Raw genomic sequence first — 19922 nt, 5'->3', positions numbered from 1 at the left:
GTCTCTCGTGCCCGCTCGGGCCGCAGACCCACCCGAACCAAGGACCCCATGAACGACTTCGCGCAGTCCCCCTCGCTCACGCTCCTTCCCGCGGTCGATGTCGCCGGCGGCAAGGCGGTCCGTCTCACGCAGGGGGAGGCCGGGACCGAGACGAGCTACGGCGACCCGCTCGACGCGGCAGGGGAGTGGGTGTCGCAGGGGGCCTCCTGGATCCACCTCGTCGACCTCGACGCGGCGTTCGGACGCGGCAGCAACGCGCCGATCCTGCGCAAGGTCATCAAGCAGTTCAAGAACGTCAACGTCGAGCTCTCCGGCGGCATCCGGGACGACGCGAGCCTGGAGGCCGCTCTGGAGAGCGGCGCCGCCCGCATCAACCTCGGCACCGCCGCTCTGGAGAACCCCGAGTGGGCGGCCGACGTGATCAGCCGCTTCGGTGAGGCGATCGCCGTCGGCCTCGACGTCCGCGGCACGACCCTCGCGGCGCGCGGCTGGACGAAGGAGGGCGGCGACCTCTGGGAGGTGCTCGAGCGCCTCGAGGACGCCGGCTGCAGCCGCTACGTCGTCACCGACGTGACCAAGGACGGCACGCTGCGCGGCCCGAACCTGGAACTCCTGCGCGAGGTGACCTCGCGCACGCCGAAGCCGGTCGTCGCGTCCGGCGGCATCTCGAACCTCGACGACATCGCCGCGCTGCGCGACCTCGTGCCCCTGGGCGTCGAGGGCGCCATCGTCGGGAAGGCTCTGTACGCGGGCGCCTTCACGCTCGCGGAGGCCCTGGATGTCGCCGGAGACTGATCCGCACGCCTGCGGTCCGGAGTCGCACAACCGGGCCGATTCCGCCGGCGTCCCCTGGGAGGGGCGCAGCTTCGAGTCGAATCCGCACGCGGCCGACGACGGCTCGGCGGACCCGGCTCTGCTCGCCGCGCTGCATCGCTTCCGTGCGGGCGAGGGGAGTCAGGCCGAGGTCGTCGACGCGTTCCGCTCCGCCCGGGTGCTCGTGCCCCTGATCGCGGAGAGGGGCGAGGAGGGCGTGGCGCCCAGCGGTCTCGCGGTGGACAAGACGCAGGAGCTCTCGATCGTCACCGTGGCCGCACCGGACGGGCGCCGCGTCCAGCCGGTGTTCTCGTCGGTCGAGACGATGCAGCGCTGGGACCCGTCGGCCCGCCCCATCCCGGTCGAGGCCGTTCGCGCGGCCCTGGCCGCGTCGTCGGAGGACACCGATCTCATCGTGCTGGACCCCACGTCCGACACCGAGTTCGTGATCCGCCGCCCCGCCGTCTGGGCCGTGGCGCAGGGGCACGCCTGGGAGCCGAGCTTCCTCTCTCCCGAGGTCGTCACCGCCCTCCGGGAGAGCATCGCCCACGAGCTCGCCGTGATCGACGTCTCCGTCGCGCCGGGTGACCCGGACGCGCGCCTCCGCGGACCGGAGCTCATCGTGGTCCTGGAGCTCGTCGATGGCCTGGAGCGAGAGGTCCTGGATGCCGTGCTCGCGCGGCTCGCTCAGCGCTGGGCGGCGGACGACCGGATCGCCGTCCTCGCCGATTCGCTGACGGTCAAGCTCCGCCGCAGCATCTGAGGCGGAGCGTCGGCCGGATCAGGTGACGGGGCCGGTCCACTTCTCGCCCGGCCCCTTGCCGATCGGGTCGGGGATCGTCGAGGCCTCGCGGAAGGCGAGCTGCAGCGACCGGAGGCCGTCCCGCAGCGACCGGGCGTGCATGTCGCTGATCTCCGGGGCGCCGGCGGTGATGAGCCCCGCGAGGGCATTGATGAGCTTGCGCGCCTCGTCCAGGTCGAGCTGGGCCGCGGCGTCCGGGTCGTCCGCGAGGCCGAGCTTCACGGCTGCCGCGCTCATGAGGTGCACGGCGGCGGTGGTGATCACCTCGACGGCCGGGACGTCGGCGATGTCACGGACGGCCGAGGAGGCTGCCTCTTCCTGCCGAGCCCATCGCTCCTCGCGCTCGCGGGCCGCCTCGTCCGATGCCTGGTTCGTCACTTCGCCTTGCTTTCTGTTAGACTTTGGCGGGCTCCGGAGCGTCGTGCTCCGGAACGAAAGAGGATTCACTTCCCACCCGCGCTTGCCGTTCCAGGCTACCGGGTCTTGCGCTCCGCCGGCTCCGCTCGTCACGAGAGGACCGGTAGCCAGGGTGCGGAGCCGGCGTCTGAGAGCCGGCGGGTGGGGGACGACTCCGATTTCGCCCGGGATGCAGACAGTATCGCGGTGGCCGAATCACATCGTCTAAGGAGCTCCGCATCAGCGATCCCCGTACCAATGAGCGCATCCGCGTCCCCGAGGTCCGCCTCGTCGGCCCCGCGGGTGAGCAGATCGGCGTTGTCCGCATCGAGGCAGCGCTGCGTCTCGCCCAGGAAGCCGATCTCGACCTCGTCGAGGTCGCCCCGAACTCGAAGCCGCCCGTCGTCAAGATCATGGACTACGGCAAGTTCAAGTACGAGGCCGCGCAGAAGGAAAAGGAAGCGCGTCGCAACCAGGCGAACACGATCCTCAAGGAAGTCCGCTTCCGTCTGAAGATCGAGGCGCACGACTACACGACGAAGCTCAAGCGCGCCGAGGGCTTCCTCAAGGCCGGCGACAAGGTCAAGGCCATGATCCTCTTCCGCGGTCGCGAGCAGTCGCGCCCGGAGCAGGGTGTCCGTCTGCTGCGCAAGTTCGCCGAGGACGTCGCCGAGTTCGGCACGGTCGAGTCGAACCCGACCATCGACGGCCGCAACATGGTGATGGTCGTCGCGCCGCACAAGAGCAAGTCCGAGGCGAAGCAGGAGCAGAACGCCGTGCGCGCCGCGAACAAGCAGGCCGCGCGCGACGCGAAGAACGACGCGGACGCCTCCGCGGACGCCAAGGCGGAGTAGGTCCGCCCCCAGAACTCCCGCACCGCGGGTTGACACCGTCGCCTGAGAAGGCGCCATACGAAGGAAGAGAAGATGCCGAAGCAGAAGACCCACTCGGGTGCTAAGAAGCGCTTCAAGATCACCGGCAGCGGCAAGCTGAAGAAGCAGCAGGCCGGGATGCGCCACAACCTCGAGCACAAGTCGAGCCGTCGCACCCGTCGTCTGAACCAGGACCAGGTGCTCGCGAAGGCGGACTTCAAGGTCGCGAAGAAGCTTCTCGGTCGCTGACGCGCCCGATCGCAGGATAGGAACACAGGAAAATGGCAAGAGTCAAGCGGGCGGTCAACGCCCACAAGAAGCGTCGGGTCATCCTCGAGCGCGCCTCCGGCTACCGCGGTCAGCGTTCGCGCCTCTACCGGAAGGCCAAGGAACAGGTCATCCACTCCCTGGTCTACTCGTACCGGGACCGCCGCAAGCGCAAGGGCGACTTCCGTCGTCTGTGGATCCAGCGCATCAACGCTGCGGCCCGCCAGAACGGCATGACGTACAACCGCTTCATCCAGGGGCTGGGCCTCGCGGGTGTCACGGTCGACCGTCGCATGCTCGCCGATCTCGCGGTGAACGACGCCGCGACGTTCGCGACGCTGGTCGAGACGGCGAAGAAGGCTCTGCCTTCCGACGTCAACGCGCCCAAGTCCGCGGCGTAAGCATCTCGCTTCCGAACGGGCGTCTTCCTCCGGGAAGGCGCCCGTTCCGCGTATCCGGACGGCGTCGGGCTGACCGTAGACTGAGTTCGTGCTGGAGAACCCCCGTTCCCCCCGAGTCCGTGCCGTCGCCAAGCTGACCAAGCGCAGCGCCCGCACCGAGACCGGTCTTTTCCTGCTGGAAGGTCCGCAGTCCGTCCGCGAGGCGCTGACGTACCGCCCGGATGCGATCGTCGAGCTCTTCGCGACTCCGCACGGCTGGGAGAAGCACGCGGACATCCGCGCGAAGGCGGCGGACGCCGACGTCGAGGTCGAGTACGTGACCGAGGACGTGCTCAACGCGATGGCCGACACGGTGACGCCCCAGGGACTCGTCGCGGTGGTCCGCCAGACGCCGACCTCGGTCCGCGAGATCTTCGACGGCACGCCGCGCCTCATCGCGATCTGCGAGGAGGTGCGCGACCCCGGCAACCTGGGCACGATCATCCGCGCGGCGGACGCGGCGGGCGCCGACGCGGTGGTGCTGACCGGCCGCACCGTCGACCCGTACAACCCCAAGGTGGTGCGCGCGACGACCGGCTCGCTCTTCCACCTCCCGGTCTCGGTGGGCGGCGAGCTCGACGAGGTCGTCCGGCGTGCGCACGAGGCGGGCATGCAGATCCTCGCGGCGGACGTGAAGGGGGACGACCTCCTCGCCGCACGCGCCGACGGCGTCCTCGGCGAGCCGACCGCGTGGCTGTTCGGCAACGAGGCGCGCGGGCTCGAGGACGAGGCTCTGACCAGGGCCGACCGGGTGCTCCGGCTGCCGATCTTCGGGCGTGCGGAGTCGCTGAACCTGGCCACCGCGGCGAGCGTGTGCCTGTACGAGAGCGCGTTCGCCCAACGCGCGGCTCCGGCCGGCTGAGCGGGTGAGGCGGGGCGCGGGGAGATGAGGATTCTGATCGTCGAGGACGACGAGCGGGTGGCGGGGGCCTTGCAGGCCTTCCTCGCGCGCTCGGGCTATGCCACCGTGCACGCGGCCGACGGGAACGCGGCACTGGAGCACCTGGATGCCGACACCGAGGTCGTGCTGCTCGATCTCGGGCTGCCGGATGTCGACGGCATCGACCTCTGCCGCCGCATCCGCGGGCGCTCCGACGTGCCGATCGTCATCGTCACCGCGCGCAACCAGGTCGCCGAGCGCATCAAGGGACTGCGCGCCGGCGCCGACGACTTCGTGGTGAAGCCCTACGACGTGCACGAGCTCCTGGCGCGGATCGAGGCGGTCACCCGGCGGTCGCGGCCGCTGCGGACGGAGCCGGACACCCGGGTGCTGCTGCATGGCGGAGCGGTGCAGATCGACCTCGTCGCGCGGGAGGTGCAGGTCGGCGGGGTGTCGCTGGCGCTCACCCGCAAGGAGTTCGACATCGTGGGCGTGCTCGCGCGGTATCCGGGTGTCGCGGTGCCGAAGGAGCGCCTCATCCGCGAGGTCTGGAACACCGACTGGCGCGGCTTCGGCCACTCGCTGGAAGTGCATGTGGCGGCCATCCGGAAGAAGAGCGGTGACCGTGCGTTCATCGAGACCGTGCGCGGCGTCGGCTACCGGCTCGCGGGGTCCTGACGCGTGCGCCGCCGCCTGACCGTCGTCTTCCTCGTGCCGCTGATCGTGGTGCTCGTCGCGCTCGGCGGCGTGACGGGGTGGAGCGCGGCTCGCAGCGTCCAGCAGTCGTTCTACGCCGAGCAGCTCGGCGACCTCGGGTACTTCGCGACGAGCGCCCGACAGGCGCTGCGCTCCGGGAGCCCGGCGGTGATGGACGCCGAGGTCCGCCGCTTCCAGGAGGTCTACGGGATCGAGGTGACCGTGTTCGATCTCACCGGCAGCCCGTGGGCGGCGGGGGACCACGGAGACACGGTCCTGTCGGAGGGGGATGCGCAGCGGGTGCGGCTGGCGCTCTCCGGACGCCGCGCCGAGCAGCCGACCTCTTCCGCCTGGATCGTGTCCGATGCGGCGCTCGTGGAGCCGGTGTTCGACGACGGCGACGTGATCGGCGCCGTGCTCGTGACCGGAGGCACCCAGACGCCGCAGACCGTCATCCTCCGGCAGACGCTCGTGCTCGGCCTCATCGTCGTGCTGCTGTGCGCGCTCGGCATCCTCCTGGTCGCCGGGCTGGCCCGTTGGGTGCTCTCCCCGGTGCGCCGTCTCGACGAGACGATGGCGGCGATCGAGCGGGGGGAGATGGACGCGCGGGTGGCCGAGGGCACCGGGCCGCCCGAGCTGCGGCGCATGACGCGGGTGTTCAACGGCATGGCCGACGAGATCGAGCGCGTCATGACCCGCCAGCAGGAGTTCGCGCTGAACGCCTCGCACGAGCTGCGGAATCCGCTCAACGCGCTGCTGCTGCGCGTCGAGCACCTCGCGACGGGTCTGGGACGCGAGTGGGACCACGACGTGGAGGAGACCAGGGAGGAGGGCCGGCGGATGACCCGCATCCTGGAGACCCTCCTCGGGCTCGCCCGCGGCGGTCGCACCGACTCCACCATGTCGGCGGTCGATCTCGCCGCCGTGGCCGGACGCCGGGTCGAGGCCTGGCAGGAGGTGGCGGCGCAGCGGGCCATCGTGCTGCGTCGGACGGGGGAGTCGTCGGTCATGACGATCACCGACCGCACCATCGTGGAGAGCGCGCTCGACGCCGCGATCGACAACGCGGTGAAGTACTCGCCGGAGGGCTCGTCCATCGAGGTCGGCGCGCAGCGCGCGGGTGACGAATGCCGTCTTACCGTGCGCGACCACGGCCCCGGACTGTCGCCGGAGGATGCGTCGGCGGCGGCCGATCGCTTCTGGCGGAGCGCGGACAGCGGCGACATGCCGGGGACCGGGCTCGGGCTGGCGATCGCGACCGACCTCCTCGCGACGGTCGGGGGCGAGCTGCGGGTGCAGGGGGCCGACGGCGGCGGGCTCCTCGTGGCCCTCGTCCTCCCGGCGGAGGCGGCGGCATGAGCGCGTGGGGGCGGCGTGTCGTCGCCGGCATGCTCGCGCTCGTCACCGCAGTCGGGTTGAGCGCGTGCAGCCCGCGCTCCGCGGACTGGACGGAGACCGTCGCCGTGCTCGCCGCGGGCAGCCCCACCGGTGTCTACCACGACTACGGCAGCCACCTCGCGGCCGAGCTGTCGCGTGAGCTCGACGTCGACCTCACGGCGGAGGTGACGGCGGGATCGGTGGACAACCTGTTGCGCGTGAGTGCGGGGGAGGCCCTCCTCGGCTTCGCGCAGGGTGATGCGGCGGCGGACGCGGTGGCGGGGACGGGTGCCTTCACCGAGGCCTTGGACGTGCAGGCGATCGCCCGTCTCTACGACGAGTACCTGCAGATCGTCGTGCGCGACGACTCGGCCCTGGACGACCTGGCCGACCTCTCCGGGCGGAGGATCTCCCTCGGAGCCGAGAACTCGGGGGTGAACGTCATCGCCACCCGGGTGCTCCACGCGGCCGGCGTCGCCGCCGACGCGATCGACGATCCGCAGCTCGACCTCGGCGGATCCATCGCCGCCATGGAGCGCGGCGAGATCGACGGCTTCTTCTGGGTGGGCGGGCTGCCGACGCCCGGAATCGCGGACCTCGCGGAGACCGTGGACGTGCGCCTGCTCCCGGTCGAGCAGGACTGGGTGAACGCGGTCAACGAGCGGTACTCCCACGCGTACCGGCCCGCCGACGTGCCTGCGGGCACCTACGGACTCGACGTCTCCGTGACGACGATGGCGGTGCCGAACTACCTCGTCACCGCCGGCAGCACCCCGCCCGGCGTCGTCCACGATCTCGTCGCGGGCCTGTTCGCGGCGCGTACCGCGCTCGCGGCCGATGTGCCGGCGGCGGCGCTGCTGGACCGCCGGTCGGCGATCTTCACCGGACCGGTGCCCCTGCACCCCGGCGCGGAGCAGTACTACCGCGATCTGCGCCGGTGACCGGCGCCCCCTCAAGAAATCCTCAAGATCCCTGACAGCCGTGCGCCGGCTCTGCCAGGGTGAGGTCGATCGCACACGGTCGGACACCTGCTGCCTGCTGTCGCTGGGAGCGTGGCAGCAGGGCGATCCCGCGGCCCGAGGGGGCGGGCCGTGGGGTGCCCCTGCGAGGATGCATTGGCGCCGCGATCAGGTGATTACGAACGTGTAAACCTCACCGTGGTGCCTGGAACCGCGCGCATCGCGTGGCTAGTTTGGAGAAATGATGACCTCTGAAACCCCGCTCGTCGTCGTCGAGAACGTCCAGAAGCACTACGGCGAGTTCCAGGCGCTCAGCGACATCGACCTCACCGTCAACGCGGGGGAGGTCGTCGTCGTGATCGGCCCCTCCGGCTCGGGCAAGTCGACGCTCTGCCGTACGATCAACCGTCTGGAGACCATCACCAGCGGCTCGATCCGCATCGACGGCAAGGAGCTGCCCGCGGAGGGCAAGGCGCTCGCGCACCTGCGGGCCGACGTCGGCATGGTCTTCCAGTCCTTCAATCTCTTCGCGCACCTCACGATCCTCGAGAACGTGACGCTCGGCCCGATCAAGGTCCGCGGCCTGAAGAAGTCCGACGCCGAGGCGGAAGCCATGATGCTCCTCAAGCGCGTCGGCGTCGCGCAGCAGGCGAACAAGCTCCCCGCGCAGCTCTCCGGCGGCCAGCAGCAGCGCGTCGCGATCGCACGGGCCCTCGCCATGCAGCCGAAGGTCATGCTCTTCGACGAGCCGACCAGCGCGCTCGACCCGGAGATGATCAACGAGGTCCTCGACGTCATGGTCGAGCTCGCCCAGGAGGGCATGACGATGATCGTCGTCACCCACGAGATGGGCTTCGCCCGCAAGGCGGCCGATCGCGTCGTCTTCATGGCGGACGGCCGGATCGTCGAGGAGGCCAAGCCCGAGGAGTTCTTCACGAACCCGAAGAGCGACCGCGCCAAGGACTTCCTCTCGAAGCTCCTCACGCACTGACTTCCCAGACCCAGCACCCACAGCACAGCACACGAAGGAGACGCACATGCGACGCACACGGACACTGGCCGGATTCGGGATCGCCACGGTGGCGCTGCTCGCGCTCACGGCCTGCAACAGCGGCACGCCGTCGAGCACCGGCACGTCGGGCAGCGACGAGGGCGACGCCTCGAGCAGCACGCCCTGGACCGTCGAGGAGGACGTCACGATCGAGGGGAGCCCCACGTTCGACCGCATCTCCTCGTCGGGCACCGTCAAGGTGGGCGTCAAGGAGGACCAGCCCGGTCTCGGTTATCTCGACCCCGTGACGAACGAGCGCACCGGCTTCGACGTCGACATCGCCCGCTGGATGGCGGCGTCCCTCGGTGTCGACCCCGACAACATCGAGTTCCAGGCGATCGCCTCGGCGAACCGCGAGCAGGCCATCGTCAACGGTGACATCGACTACTACGTCGGCACCTACTCCATCACGGACAAGCGCAAGGAGCAGATCGCCTTCGCCGGTCCCTACTTCGTCACCGGTCAGGGTCTCCTCGTCGCCGCCGACAGCGACATCGCGAGCGTCGACGACCTGGACTCCTCGACTACGGTCTGCTCGGCGACGGGTTCGACGCCGATCCAGAACATCAAGGAGAACTACCCCGAGGTGAAGACGAAGGAGTACGACACGTACTCCAAGTGCGTCGAGGACCTCAAGAACGGTCAGGTCGACGCGGTCACCACCGACGAGGCCATCCTCATCGGCTACGCGGCGCAGGACCCCGACAACCTCAAGGTCGTCGGCGAGCCGTTCAGCGAGGAGCGCTACGGCATCGGTGTGGCGAAGGGCGACGACGCGCTCGTCGAGTACTTCAACACGCAGCTCACCGACGGTGGCGACATCTGGCAGCAGATCTTCGACAACAACCTCGGCGCCTCCGGTGTGAAGGCCGAGCAGCCCGAGGTCGACCCGGTCGGTTGATCTCTCCGGGGGCGGTCGGTCCGGCCGGCCGCCCCCGTCCTCCTCGGCGTCGACCTGACGCGGAAACGAACCGAAAGGCACAGCAGTGGGAGTGATCTCGGACCACCTCGACCTCTGGGGTGAAGCGCTGTGGGGAACCATCGCGCTGTTCCTCGGCGGTGGCCTCATCGCCGTGGTGCTCGGACTCATCGTCGGAGCGGCCCGCGTGTCCCCGGTCCCGATCGCGCGCGGCGTGGGCGCCGTGTACGTGAACTGGATCCGGAACACCCCGCTCACGCTGGTGATGTTCTTCTTCGCCTTCTGCCTTCCGATCCTGCTGGGGGAGCGGGTCAACTCCCTGCTGCTGGCCACGATCGCCCTCGGCATCTACACCGCCACGTACGTCGCGGAGGCGATCCGCGCCGGCATCAACACGGTGCCGGTCGGACAGGCGGAGGCGGCACGCGCCATCGGCCTCAACTTCGGCCAGGTCATGCGCTTCGTCGTTCTGCCCCAGGCCACGCGGTCCGTGGTCCCGCCGCTCATGAGCGTGCTGATCGCCCTCATGAAGAACACCACGGTGGCCGCCGGCTTCTCGGTGGTCAACCTCGGCACGATCCGGGCGGCACTCAGCGAGCGGGGCGAGAACGCCCTCGTCGTGCTGCTCTGGGTGATGGTCATCTTCGTCGTGCTCGTGCTGCTCCTGAGCTGGGTGCAGCGCGTGCTCGAGAACAAGTGGAGGATCGCGCGATGAGTTCCGTCCTGTTCGACGTCCCGGGCCCCCGCGCGGTCGCCCGCAACCGGATCATCGGTGCCGTCACGATCCTCGTCGTCCTCGCCGTGCTCGGCTGGGTGGTCTGGCGCCTGTACGCCACCGGCCAGTTCTCCGCGGAGAAGTGGAACATCTTCACGTACTCGGCGGTGTGGGTGCGATTCGGGGAGGGGCTGCTCAGCACGCTCTCCGCCTTCGCCGTCGCCGGTGTCGGCTCGTTGGTCCTCGGTTTCGTCCTCGGCATCGGCCGTCTCTCCGAGCACGCCTGGGTGCGGGAGCCGGTGCGGTGGATCATCGAGATCATGCGGGCGATCCCTGTCCTGATCCTCATGATGCTGCTGTACTACGGCCTCCCGGTCATCGGCATCCGGATGCCCCCGTACTACGCGGTGGTCATCGCGCTCATCGTCTACAACGGCTCCGTGCTCGCGGAGGTGCTCCGTGCCGGGATCGAGTCGCTGCCGCGCGGACAGAAGGAGGCCGGCTACGCGATCGGCCTGCGCAAGACCGGGGTCATGTACTTCATCCTCATCCCGCAGGCCGTCCGGGCGATGATGCCCGTGATCATCGCGCAGCTCGTGGTGGCCCTGAAGGACACCGCGCTCGGCTTCATCATCACGTACCAGGAGCTGCTGTACGTCATCAACCAGATCGGCAACCAGGCGCCCTACGGGTCGCCGCTGATCCCCGCCGCGATCGTCGGCGGCTCGATGTACGTCGCGGTCTGTCTGGTGCTGTCCTACATCGCCTACCGCCTGCAGCGTCGGGCGAAGCGCTCGGCCAAGGCCGGACCGGACGAGGCGGACCCTCGCCAGCACGACGGCGAGACAAACACGTCGCTCATCGTGGCGCAGCGCGGGCTGGGCAAGTTCGACGCCAACAGCTCCGGCGCTTCCGGCCTCTGAGCCGCTACCGGCGCGGGTCGCCCGTCCCGCGCCGGTAGACTCGACTCCCGTGTCAGAGTCTCCGGAAATCACCCCCGAAGCGGTCGAAGCCGCTGTCGCCGACGCCCTCGCGGCGATCGACGCGGCCGCCGACACCGCCGCGCTGAAAGCCGCCCGTGCGGCGCACGTCGCGGAGGGATCGCCGCTCGCGGTCCTGAACGCCTCGATGCGCCAGGTCGCCCCCGAGAACAAGGCCGCGTTCGGCAAGCTCGTCGGCCAGGGCCGCGGTCGTGTGAACCAGGCGCTCGCGGCGAAGGAGGCCGAGCTGGCCGCCGCCGAGGTCGCTGCGCGCCTGGAGGCCGAGCGCGTCGACATCACCGCCGTCCCGTCGCGGACGCGTGTGGGCGCCCGGCACCCGCTCGCTCTCCTGCAGGACCACGTCGAGGACATCTTCGTCGGCATGGGGTGGGAGATCGCGGAGGGGCCGGAGCTCGAGCACGAGTGGTTCAACTTCGACGCGCTGAACTTCGACGTCGACCACCCCGCCCGCCAGGAGCAGGACACCTTCTACGTCGACCCGACCTCGCGCCACCTCGTCATGCGCACGCACACGAGCCCGGTGCAGGTGCGGTCGATGCTGAACCGCGAGGTTCCCATCTACGTGCTGTGTCCGGGCCGCGTGTACCGCACCGACGAGTTCGACGCCACGCACCTCCCCGTCTTCACGCAGTTCGAGGGCCTGGTCGTCGACAAGGGCATCACGATGGCGCACCTCAAGGGCACGCTCGACCACTTCGCGAAGCAGCTCTTCGGTCCGGAGGCCAAGACCCGCTTCCGCACGAACTACTTCCCCTTCACCGAGCCCTCCGCCGAGCTCGACCTGTGGCACCCGACCTTCAAGGGCGGCGCGCGCTGGATCGAGTGGGGCGGCTGCGGCATGGTCAACCCGAACGTGCTGCGCGCGGCCGGGATCGACCCGGAGGTGTACAGCGGCTTCGCGTTCGGCATGGGCATCGAGCGGGGCCTGATGTTCCGCAGCGATGTGCAGGACATGCGCGACATGGCCGAGGGCGATGTCCGTTTCAGCGAGCAGTACGGGATGGTGGTGTGATGCGCGTCCCGCTTTCGTGGCTGCGTGAGTACGTCGATCTGGCAGCGGATGCCACGCCCGAGGACGTCCTCGCGGCGCTGGTGACCGTCGGCTTCGAAGAGGAGGACGTGCACCGCTTCGACATCACGGGTCCCGTGGTGGTCGGCCAGGTCGTCTCGCTCGAACCGGAGCCCCAGTCGAACGGCAAGACCATCAACTGGTGCCAGGTCGACGTCGGTCCCGAGCACGGCGGTGTCCGCGGGATCGTCTGCGGCGCGCACAACTTCGTCGTCGGGGACAAGGTCGTCGTGACCCTGCCCGGCGCCGTCCTTCCCGGTCCGTTCCCCATCGCCGCCCGCAAGACCTACGGTCACGTCTCCGACGGCATGATCGCCTCCGCGCGCGAGCTGGGTCTCGGCGACGAGCACAACGGCATCGTCGTGCTGAGCGACCTCGGCATCGATGCGCCCGTGGGCACGGACGCGATCGCGCTGCTGGGCCTCGACGACGTCGCGGTGGAGATCAACGTCACGCCGGACCGCGGCTACGCGTTCTCGGTGCGCGGCGTCGCCCGTGAGTACTCCCACGCCACGGGGGCGGCCTTCCGCGACCCCGCCGAGCGCGACTTCGCCGAGCTGCAGCCCGGTTCCGGACACACGGCCGTGGTCGACGACCAGGCGCCGGTGCGCGGCAAGGTCGGCGCGAGCGAGTTCGTCACCCGGGTCGTGCGCGACGTCGATCCGTCGCGACCCACCCCGCCGTGGATGATCGCGCGCCTGAGCCTCGCGGGCATGCGGTCGCTGGGTGTGCTCATCGACATCACGAACTACGTCATGCTCGAGCTCGGGCAGCCGCTGCACGGCTACGACCTCGACAAGCTCACGGGCGGCATCACCGTCCGTCGCGCGACGCCGGGGGAGAAGATGACCACGCTCGACGGCGTGGAGCGGAAGCTGCACGTCGAAGACCTCCTCATCACCGACGACTCCGGTCCCATCGGCCTCGCCGGTGTCATGGGCGGCGGCACCACCGAGATGAGCGACACCACGCGGAACGTGCTCATCGAGGCGGCGACCTTCGACGCGACGACCATCGCCCGCACGGCCCGCCGTCACAAGCTCCCGAGCGAGGCGTCCAAGCGCTTCGAGCGGGGCGTCGACCCGCTGATCCCCTTCGTCGCGGCCCGGCGTGCAGCCGACCTCATGGTCGAGCTCGCCGGCGGCACGCTCACGGAGGAGGGCGGAGCGCTCTTCGCCGAGGTCTTCGTCGCCGAGATCGAGCTCCCGCGCGGCTTCGTACAGGGGCTGATCGGCGTCGACTACACCGACGACGAGATCACCGGGGCGCTCACGACGATCGGGGCGGAGGTCAGCCCTTCGACAGGCTCAGGGACCCAGGGCGGGTGGACGGTCATCCCGCCGACCTGGCGCCCGGACCTCACCGACAAGTGGTCGCTCGCCGAGGAGGTCGCCCGCATCCACGGACTCGACCGCATCCCCGCGGTGCTGCCGACGCCGCCGTCCGGTCGCGGTCTCACGGCCCACCAGCAGGGGCGTCGCCGCGTGGCGAACGCACTCGCCGCCGCCGGGTTCGTGGAGACTCCGGCGTTCCCGTTCACGACCGAGGCGCAGAACGATCTGCACGGCTCCGCGTCCGGTGAGCACCTGCCCAGCATCCGCCTCGCGAACCCGCTCGACGGGCAGGTGCCGTTCCTGCGGCGCTCGCTCATCCCGGGTCTGCTGCAGACCGCGCACCGCAACATCTCGCGCGGGCTCACGGATCTCGCGCTGTTCGAGACCGGGGCCGTGTTCGTCCCGGAGCCCGGCGTGGAGTACGGCACCGCCGAGGTCCCGCCGCTGGGTGTCCGGCCGTCGGATGAGGTGCTCGCCGAGCTCGACGCCTCCATCCCCCCGCAGGAGCGCCACGTCGCGGTGCTGCTGACCGGCAATGTGTCGCCGCGTCAGCCGGGGCGTGCCGCCGAGGCCGCCGGGCTCGTCGAGGCGCTCGACGCGGTCCGCGTGATCGGGGCCGCCGCGGGCATCGAGATCGACGTCGTGCAGACGCAGCGCGCCGCGCTCCATCCCGGACGCACCGGTGCGCTGGTCGCCGCCGGCGAGGAGGTCGGCTACGTCGGCGAGCTGCATCCGGCCGTCGCCGAGGAGGCCGATCTGCCCGGTCGCGCCACCGTGCTGGAGCTCGACCTCGACCGGCTGCTCACGCTCGCCGGAGGACGCATCGTGGCGGCGTCGCTGTCCACGTTCCCGGCCGCGACGCAGGACGTCTCGCTCACGCTCCCGGCCGAGGTGCCGGCAGGCGAGGTCCGCGCGGCTCTCGCCGAGGGCGCTGGCGCGCTGCTGGAGTCCGTCCGGCTCGTGGACGACTACCGCGGCGAGGGTGTGCCCGAGGGATCGAAGTCGCTGACGTTCGCCCTGCGCTTCCGCGCCGACGACCGCACGCTGACCGCCGCGGAGGCCTCCGAGGCGAAGATGGCGGGCGTCGCCGTGGCCGCGGAGCGCTTCGGCGCCGCCCTCCGCGACTGATCGGGAGAGCGCACGGCCCCTTTCCGGGGAGCCGTGCGCTCTCGCGATAGCGTGGCCGGATGACGAGCCTCCTCCTGCAGCCCACGCCACCCTCGGTCCCCGCCGGAGCGCGATCGCTCGGGGAGGGACCGTTCCTCTCGCCGGGTGCGCAGCTCGACTGGCACTACCGCAAGCCGGGGTGGACCACGGGGGAGGCGGCGACCGTCACCCCCATGCGCGTCGTCCGTGACGATGAGCGCGGTCTCGTCGCGTGGCTCGCCGCCGGGACGCAGCAGGAAGGTCAGGGCACGCGGGACGGGGAGCGCATCCGGGCCGTCCCGCTCGATCGGCGGTGGCGGGAGCCCCGGCGCCGGATCGTCGAGGAGTGGTGGGGCAACGGCATCCTGCGCATCGCGCCCGCGGGAGTGCCGTGGTCGGTCTGGCTGTTCTGGAGCTCGGTCACCGGGACGACGTGGGACTTCGCCGGCTGGTACGTCAACCTCGAGAACGCGCACCTGCGCACCGACAGTGCCACCTACACCTCCGATCACGTCCTCGACGTCGAGATCGCACAGGACGGGCGCGTGGCGATGAAGGACGAGGACGAGCTGGTCGCCGCCGTCGACCAGGGACGGCTGACCGCCGCGCAGGCCGCGCAGATCGAGCGGCACGCGGTCGCGGCCATCGCGTCGTTCCATGCCGGCGACTGGCCGTTCGATCGGGAGTGGATCGACTGGCGACCGGACCCGTCGTGGACGATCCCGGTGTTGGACGGCCTCGACCAGATCGTCATCCCCTGACCGCTTCGGGGCCGGCCTCCGCGACGGCGCCGAGCCCGCGCGGCATCAGGCGTTCGCGCGGCATCAGGCGACAGCAGCGCCCATGGCCTGTGCTCGCGTGATGGCCTGAGCTCGCGTGGTGGGCGGTGTTCGCGTGAGGGCCTGTGTCCGCGTGATGGCCTGTGCTCGCGCGGTGGCCTGTGCCGCTCCGCTCTGAGCGGAGGCTCTTCCCCCGAGTCGTCGATCCTGATGACATGGGCTCATGACGGATGTGCTGATCCTGGGGGGAACCGGATGGCTGTCGGAGCGCATCGCCGCGCACGCGTTGGGGGCAGGGGCGTCGGTGACCTGCCTCGCCCGCGGCGGGCGGCCGGCGCCACCGGGAGCGACCCTCGTGCTCGCCGACCGCGACGACGAGGACGCCTATGACGTCGTCTCGCGCACCGACTGGGACCACGTCGTCGACGTCTCCTCCCGAGCCGATCACGTCTCCGGGGCGGTCCGCGCACTCGGCGACCGTGCCGCCCGGTGGACCTACATCTCGTCGATGTCGGTGTACCGCGACGACGTGACGGTCGGAACGGACGAGTCGGCCCCGCGGCACCCGGCGGCGCAGGCCGGTGAGGACGACGACTACGCGCGGCAGAAGGTCGCGGCGGAGGACGCCGTGCAGGAGGGCCTCGGCGACCGCGCGCTCCTCGTCCGTCCCGGCCTCATCGTCGGCGACGGCGACCCGAGCGATCGCTTCGGCTACTGGGCGGCGGCGTTCCTCCGGGCCCTGGACGAGCCCGTGCTGCTCCCGCCGCTCGACGGGCGCACGGCGCAGGTCATCGACGTCGAGGACGTCGCCGCCTTCGTCGTGTCCGCCACCGTCACCGGTGCCGTCAACGCGATCGGCGACGTGCGCGACCTGGAGGACGTGCTGCGTACGGTGCGCGCTTCCACCGGGCACACCGGTCCGGTCGTCGTCGGCACGGAGAAGCGTCTCGTCGCGGAGGGTGTCGCGTACTGGGCGGGGCCGCGCTCGCTCCCGCTGTGGCTGCCGCACGAGATGAGCGGATTCATGACCCGCTCGAACGCGCGGTACCGGCGCAACGGAGGCAGGCTCCGGCCCCTCGACGAGACGGTGGAACGCGTCGTGGCGGACGAGCGCGAACGGGGCGTGGACCGGGAGCGCCGCGCCGGACTCACGCGGACGGAGGAGCGGGCGCTCCTCGACGCCTTCGCTCGCTAGACTGCGAGGCAGTGACACGGGGTGCCGCATCCGCGGCTGAGATCACACCCGTCGAACCTGATCTAGTTCGTACTAGCGAAGGGATGTCGCAATGAGCGATCCTGTGCGTCCGGAATCCGTCCTCGACCTCGCTGTCACGGCGGGAAGGCTGCGGGAGGAGGTCCGGGCTGCGCCGCCGTTGACGCACTGCCTCACGAACGCCGTCGTGACGGGGTTCACCGCCAACGTGCTGCTCGCGCTCGGTGCGGCGCCGGCCATGGTAGACATCATCGGCGAGGCCGAGCCGTTCGCCGCTGCCGCCTCGGGGCTCCTCGTCAACCTCGGGACGCCGACCCCGGAGCAGCGGGAGGCGAGTCGGGAAGCCGTGGCCGGAGCGCTCGCCGCCGCCACGCCCTGGGTGCTCGATCCCGTCGCGATCGGCACGCTCCCGGTGCGGACGGCACTGGCCCACGAGCTGGCCGCGCGGCGCCCGACCGCCATCCGCGGCAACGCGTCGGAGATCCTCGCGCTCGCCGGGCACAGCAGCGGCGGCCGCGGCGTCGACGCGACGGACGGCACCGAGGCGGCGGCCTCGTCTGCGCGCGAGCTCGCCGACCGGTACGGCTCCGTGGTCGCCGTCTCCGGCCCGGTCGACCTCCTCACCGACGGGGAACGGGTGATCCGCATCGCCAACGGGCACGAGCTGCTCACGCGGGTGACGGGCGGCGGCTGCGCGCTGGGGGCCGTGATGGCGGCCTTCCTCGGGGCGTCCCGCGGTAGCGGGACCGATGCGCTGACGGCGGTGGCCGCGGCGACCCTCGTCTACACGGTCGCGGCCGAGCAGGCGGCGGAGACCTCCCGCGGACCGGGCAGCTTCGCCGTCGGACTGCTCGATGCGCTGTCCGCCGTGACCCCAGCGGATCTCCGGGACCGCGCCCGCGTCGAGGAGGAGACCCGATGACCGTCGACCTGTCCCTCTACCTCGTCACCGATCGGTCGCTGTGCGGCGCACGCGGGGTGGTCGCGACCGTCCGCGAAGCGGTGGCCGGCGGCGTCCGCATCGTGCAGCTGCGCGACAAGGAGGCGACGGACGAGGAGACCGTCGTGCAGCTCCTCGCTTTGTCCGCGGCCATCGACGGTCGTGCGCTGCTCGTCGTGAACGATCGCCTCGATGCGGCTGTCGAGGCCCGTCGTCGCGGCGCCAGGGTGGACGGGGTGCACCTCGGTCAGGCGGACGCCTCGGTGCTCCGCGCGCGCGAGCTCCTCGGCCCGGAGGCCCTGATCGGGCTGACCGCGAACACCTCCGCGCACCTCGAGGAGGTCGCCGCGCTGCCGCCCGGCACGGTCGACTACCTCGGGGTCGGCGTGATCCGCCCCACGCGCACCAAGCCCGACCACCCGGCCCCGCTCGGCATCGACGGCTTCGCCGCGTTCGCCGCGCGCAGTGCGCTGCCGTGCGTCGCGATCGGCGGGGTGGAGCTCGACGACACGGCGGCGCTGCGCGCGGCCGGCGCGGCCGGGATCGCGGTGGTGTCGGCGCTGTGCGCGGCGGGCGACCCCCGGACAGCCGCCGCGGCCTTCCGTCGGCGCTGGCTTGGGCGCGCGGTGCCGCACGTGCTCAGCATCGCCGGCAGCGATCCGTCCGGGGGCGCGGGCATCCAGGCCGACCTCAAGGCGATCGCCGCGAACGGGGGCTACGGCATGGCGGCCCTGACGGCCCTGACCGCCCAGAACACGCAGGGCGTCCGCGCCGTGCACGTTCCTCCCGCGGACTTCCTCCGGGCGCAGCTCGACGCCGTCGGTGACGACATCCGCATCGACGCCGTGAAGGTCGGCATGCTCGCGGACGTGGAGGTGATCCGGACGGTCGCCGCGTGGTTCCGAGACACACAGCCCCCGATCGTCGTGCTCGACCCGGTCATGATCGCGACCTCGGGGGATCGGCTGCTCCACCCCGATGCGGAGCGCGAGCTGCGGAGCCTGCTGTCCCGGGCGACCGTGGTCACCCCGAACCTCGCCGAGCTCGCGGTGCTCGTCGGTCACGAGGTGACGGACTGGGCGGACGCGCTCGCCGCGGCGCGAGAGCTGTCGGCCGCGATGGGGACCGCGGTGCTGGTGAAGGGCGGGCATCTGCCCGGGGACGAGGCACCGGACGCCCTGATCGACACGGCAGCCGGTACGCACGCCGAGTTCCCCGGCGCGCGCATCCGCACGGCGAACACCCACGGCACCGGCTGCTCGCTGTCCGCGGCTCTGGCCACACGACTGGCGACGGGCGACGATCCCGCGACTGCGGTGCGCGCCGCGCGCGCCTGGTTGCGGGAGTCCCTCCGCGCGGCGGACGACCTGGAGATCGGGCGAGGACACGGCCCGATCCATCCCTTCTCGGGACTCTGGGCGCGCGGCGGGGTCGAGACCCGGCCGACACCGGAGGAGGTGGCCGCGGCCTGGTGGGACGAGACCGCCGCGATCCGCCGCGACATCGACGCGCTGCCCTTCGTGCGCGCGCTCGCCGGGGGGACCCTCGACCGCGACGCCTTCGTCTTCTACCTCGCGCAGGATGCCCTCTACCTCCGCGAGTACGCCCGGGTGCTCGCGGAGGCGTCACGTCTCGCTCCGACCCCCGACGAGCAGGCGTTCTGGGCCGAGGCCGCGCACGGCGCGATCCGCGGCGAGCTGGAGCTGCACGCGTCGTGGCTGACCCCGGAGACCGGGGTGAGCGGCGCGACCTTCGCCGCCGAGCCCGCCCCGGCCACGGTCGCCTACCTCGACCACCTGCGTGCCGTCGCCTTCGGCGGGGACTACGCCACGGTGATCGCGGCCGTGCTGCCGTGCTTCTGGCTCTACACCGACCTGGGGGAGCGGCTCCATACCGGAGCGTTCGGCGCGGCGCCCCGCGACCCCCGGCATCCCTATGCATCGTGGCTGGCGACCTACGCGGATCCGGCTTTCGCGGAGGCCACCCGGCAGGCCGTCGCGCATGTCGCCGCCGCGGCCGCGAGGGCCGACGACACCGGCCGAGAGCGGATGCGGCGAGCCTTCCTCGCATCGAGCGCGCACGAACGGGCCTTCTTCGCCGCACCGGTCGCGCGCGCTGTCGTGTGACGCCCCGGATTTGCGGTGCCGAACACGCCCGCGCTATCGTCGCCGCATGCCTTCGGTCGCCACCGCTCCTTCGACGCTCGTCCCGAGCGTCATCGCCGTGCGCCGACGTCGCGGCCGCCGATTCTAG

20 protein-coding genes and 1 riboswitch are annotated in these 19922 nt (G+C 71.3%); of the genes, 19 read left to right on the top strand and 1 reads right to left on the bottom strand.

The window, feature by feature from the left end:
- The first annotated feature begins 48 nt into the window (after nt 1-48).
- Nucleotides 49-795: a bifunctional 1-(5-phosphoribosyl)-5-((5-phosphoribosylamino)methylideneamino)imidazole-4-carboxamide isomerase/phosphoribosylanthranilate isomerase PriA gene (gene priA / locus AB0300_RS00165; RefSeq protein ID WP_025105284.1), complete on the top strand. Its 747-nt coding sequence runs from the start codon at nt 49-51 to the stop codon at nt 793-795.
- Nucleotides 779-1576, top strand: coding sequence for an SseB family protein (locus tag AB0300_RS00160; RefSeq protein ID WP_366215245.1), 798 nt, complete (start codon nt 779-781; stop codon nt 1574-1576). The genes priA and AB0300_RS00160 overlap by 17 nt, the downstream gene beginning before the upstream one ends.
- Nucleotides 1577-1594: 18 nt before the next feature.
- On the opposite strand, the gene AB0300_RS00155 is transcribed toward AB0300_RS00160, so the two are convergent.
- Nucleotides 1595-1993, bottom strand: coding sequence for a DUF1844 domain-containing protein (locus tag AB0300_RS00155; RefSeq protein ID WP_025105282.1), 399 nt, complete (start codon nt 1991-1993; stop codon nt 1595-1597).
- 257 nt (nt 1994-2250) lie between these two features.
- Between AB0300_RS00155 and infC the strand changes: the two genes are divergently transcribed.
- The 17 genes from infC (at nt 2251) to AB0300_RS00070 (ending at nt 19795) form a co-directional block, all read left to right on the top strand.
- On the top strand, nt 2251-2865 hold the full coding sequence (gene infC / locus AB0300_RS00150) for a translation initiation factor IF-3 (RefSeq protein ID WP_102209100.1): 615 nt from the start codon (nt 2251-2253) through the stop codon (nt 2863-2865).
- A gap of 72 nt (nt 2866-2937) precedes the next feature.
- Nucleotides 2938-3132: a 50S ribosomal protein L35 gene (gene rpmI, locus AB0300_RS00145; protein WP_025105280.1), complete on the top strand. Its 195-nt coding sequence runs from the start codon at nt 2938-2940 to the stop codon at nt 3130-3132.
- Nucleotides 3133-3164: 32 nt separating this feature from the next.
- A complete protein-coding gene (gene rplT / locus AB0300_RS00140; RefSeq protein ID WP_025105279.1) occupies nt 3165-3551 on the top strand; it encodes a 50S ribosomal protein L20 in 387 nt (128 codons plus the stop codon).
- Between the two features lie 88 nt (nt 3552-3639).
- On the top strand, nt 3640-4452 hold the full coding sequence (locus AB0300_RS00135; protein ID WP_366215244.1) for an RNA methyltransferase: 813 nt from the start codon (nt 3640-3642) through the stop codon (nt 4450-4452).
- 24 nt (nt 4453-4476) lie between these two features.
- On the top strand, nt 4477-5148 hold the full coding sequence (locus AB0300_RS00130; RefSeq protein ID WP_366215243.1) for a response regulator transcription factor: 672 nt from the start codon (nt 4477-4479) through the stop codon (nt 5146-5148).
- 3 nt (nt 5149-5151) lie between these two features.
- Entirely contained in the window at nt 5152-6525 is a 1374-nt protein-coding gene (locus AB0300_RS00125) for an ATP-binding protein (RefSeq protein WP_025105276.1), read from the top strand.
- Nucleotides 6522-7484, top strand: a complete 963-nt coding sequence (locus AB0300_RS00120; protein WP_366215242.1) for a TAXI family TRAP transporter solute-binding subunit — start codon at nt 6522-6524, stop codon at nt 7482-7484. Before AB0300_RS00125 ends, AB0300_RS00120 begins: the two co-directional genes overlap by 4 nt.
- Nucleotides 7485-7746: 262 nt before the next feature.
- Nucleotides 7747-8493 (top strand): amino acid ABC transporter ATP-binding protein, encoded by a 747-nt coding sequence (locus tag AB0300_RS00115; protein ID WP_025105274.1) that lies wholly within the window; start codon nt 7747-7749, stop codon nt 8491-8493.
- 46 nt (nt 8494-8539) lie between these two features.
- A complete protein-coding gene (locus tag AB0300_RS00110; protein ID WP_249520855.1) occupies nt 8540-9454 on the top strand; it encodes a glutamate ABC transporter substrate-binding protein in 915 nt (304 codons plus the stop codon).
- 85 nt (nt 9455-9539) lie between these two features.
- Nucleotides 9540-10187, top strand: a complete 648-nt coding sequence (locus tag AB0300_RS00105; protein ID WP_062636670.1) for an amino acid ABC transporter permease — start codon at nt 9540-9542, stop codon at nt 10185-10187.
- Nucleotides 10184-11110, top strand: coding sequence for an amino acid ABC transporter permease (locus AB0300_RS00100; protein WP_025105271.1), 927 nt, complete (start codon nt 10184-10186; stop codon nt 11108-11110). Before AB0300_RS00105 ends, AB0300_RS00100 begins: the two co-directional genes overlap by 4 nt.
- 49 nt (nt 11111-11159) lie before the next feature.
- Nucleotides 11160-12200 (top strand): phenylalanine--tRNA ligase subunit alpha, encoded by a 1041-nt coding sequence (gene pheS, locus AB0300_RS00095; protein WP_025105270.1) that lies wholly within the window; start codon nt 11160-11162, stop codon nt 12198-12200.
- Nucleotides 12200-14719, top strand: a complete 2520-nt coding sequence (gene pheT, locus AB0300_RS00090) for a phenylalanine--tRNA ligase subunit beta (RefSeq protein WP_126893644.1) — start codon at nt 12200-12202, stop codon at nt 14717-14719. Before pheS ends, pheT begins: the two co-directional genes overlap by 1 nt.
- 59 nt (nt 14720-14778) lie before the next feature.
- Nucleotides 14779-15498 carry a DUF402 domain-containing protein gene (locus tag AB0300_RS00085; protein ID WP_025105268.1) on the top strand — a complete coding sequence of 240 codons (720 nt, stop codon included), beginning with the start codon at nt 14779-14781 and terminating at the stop codon, nt 15496-15498.
- A gap of 241 nt (nt 15499-15739) precedes the next feature.
- On the top strand, nt 15740-16711 hold the full coding sequence (locus AB0300_RS00080; RefSeq protein WP_366215241.1) for an NAD-dependent epimerase/dehydratase family protein: 972 nt from the start codon (nt 15740-15742) through the stop codon (nt 16709-16711).
- A 7-nt stretch (nt 16712-16718) separates the two neighbouring features.
- Nucleotides 16719-16812: riboswitch (TPP riboswitch) on the top strand.
- The gene (thiM, locus tag AB0300_RS00075; protein WP_366215240.1) at nt 16803-17651 is read left to right on the top strand and encodes a hydroxyethylthiazole kinase; all 849 of its coding nucleotides are present in this window, start codon (nt 16803-16805) and stop codon (nt 17649-17651) included. (Overlaps the previous riboswitch by 10 nt.)
- A complete protein-coding gene (locus AB0300_RS00070; protein ID WP_366215239.1) occupies nt 17648-19795 on the top strand; it encodes a bifunctional hydroxymethylpyrimidine kinase/phosphomethylpyrimidine kinase in 2148 nt (715 codons plus the stop codon). The genes thiM and AB0300_RS00070 overlap by 4 nt, the downstream gene beginning before the upstream one ends.
- Nucleotides 19796-19922: the final 127 nt, after the last annotated feature.

Source organism: Microbacterium sp. NPDC078814 (assembly GCF_040702645.1).
Taxonomy (GTDB): Bacteria; Actinomycetota; Actinomycetes; order Actinomycetales; family Microbacteriaceae; genus Microbacterium.
The sequence above is the reverse complement of the archived record's forward strand: the minus strand, read 5'-3'. Positions and strand labels throughout refer to the sequence as shown.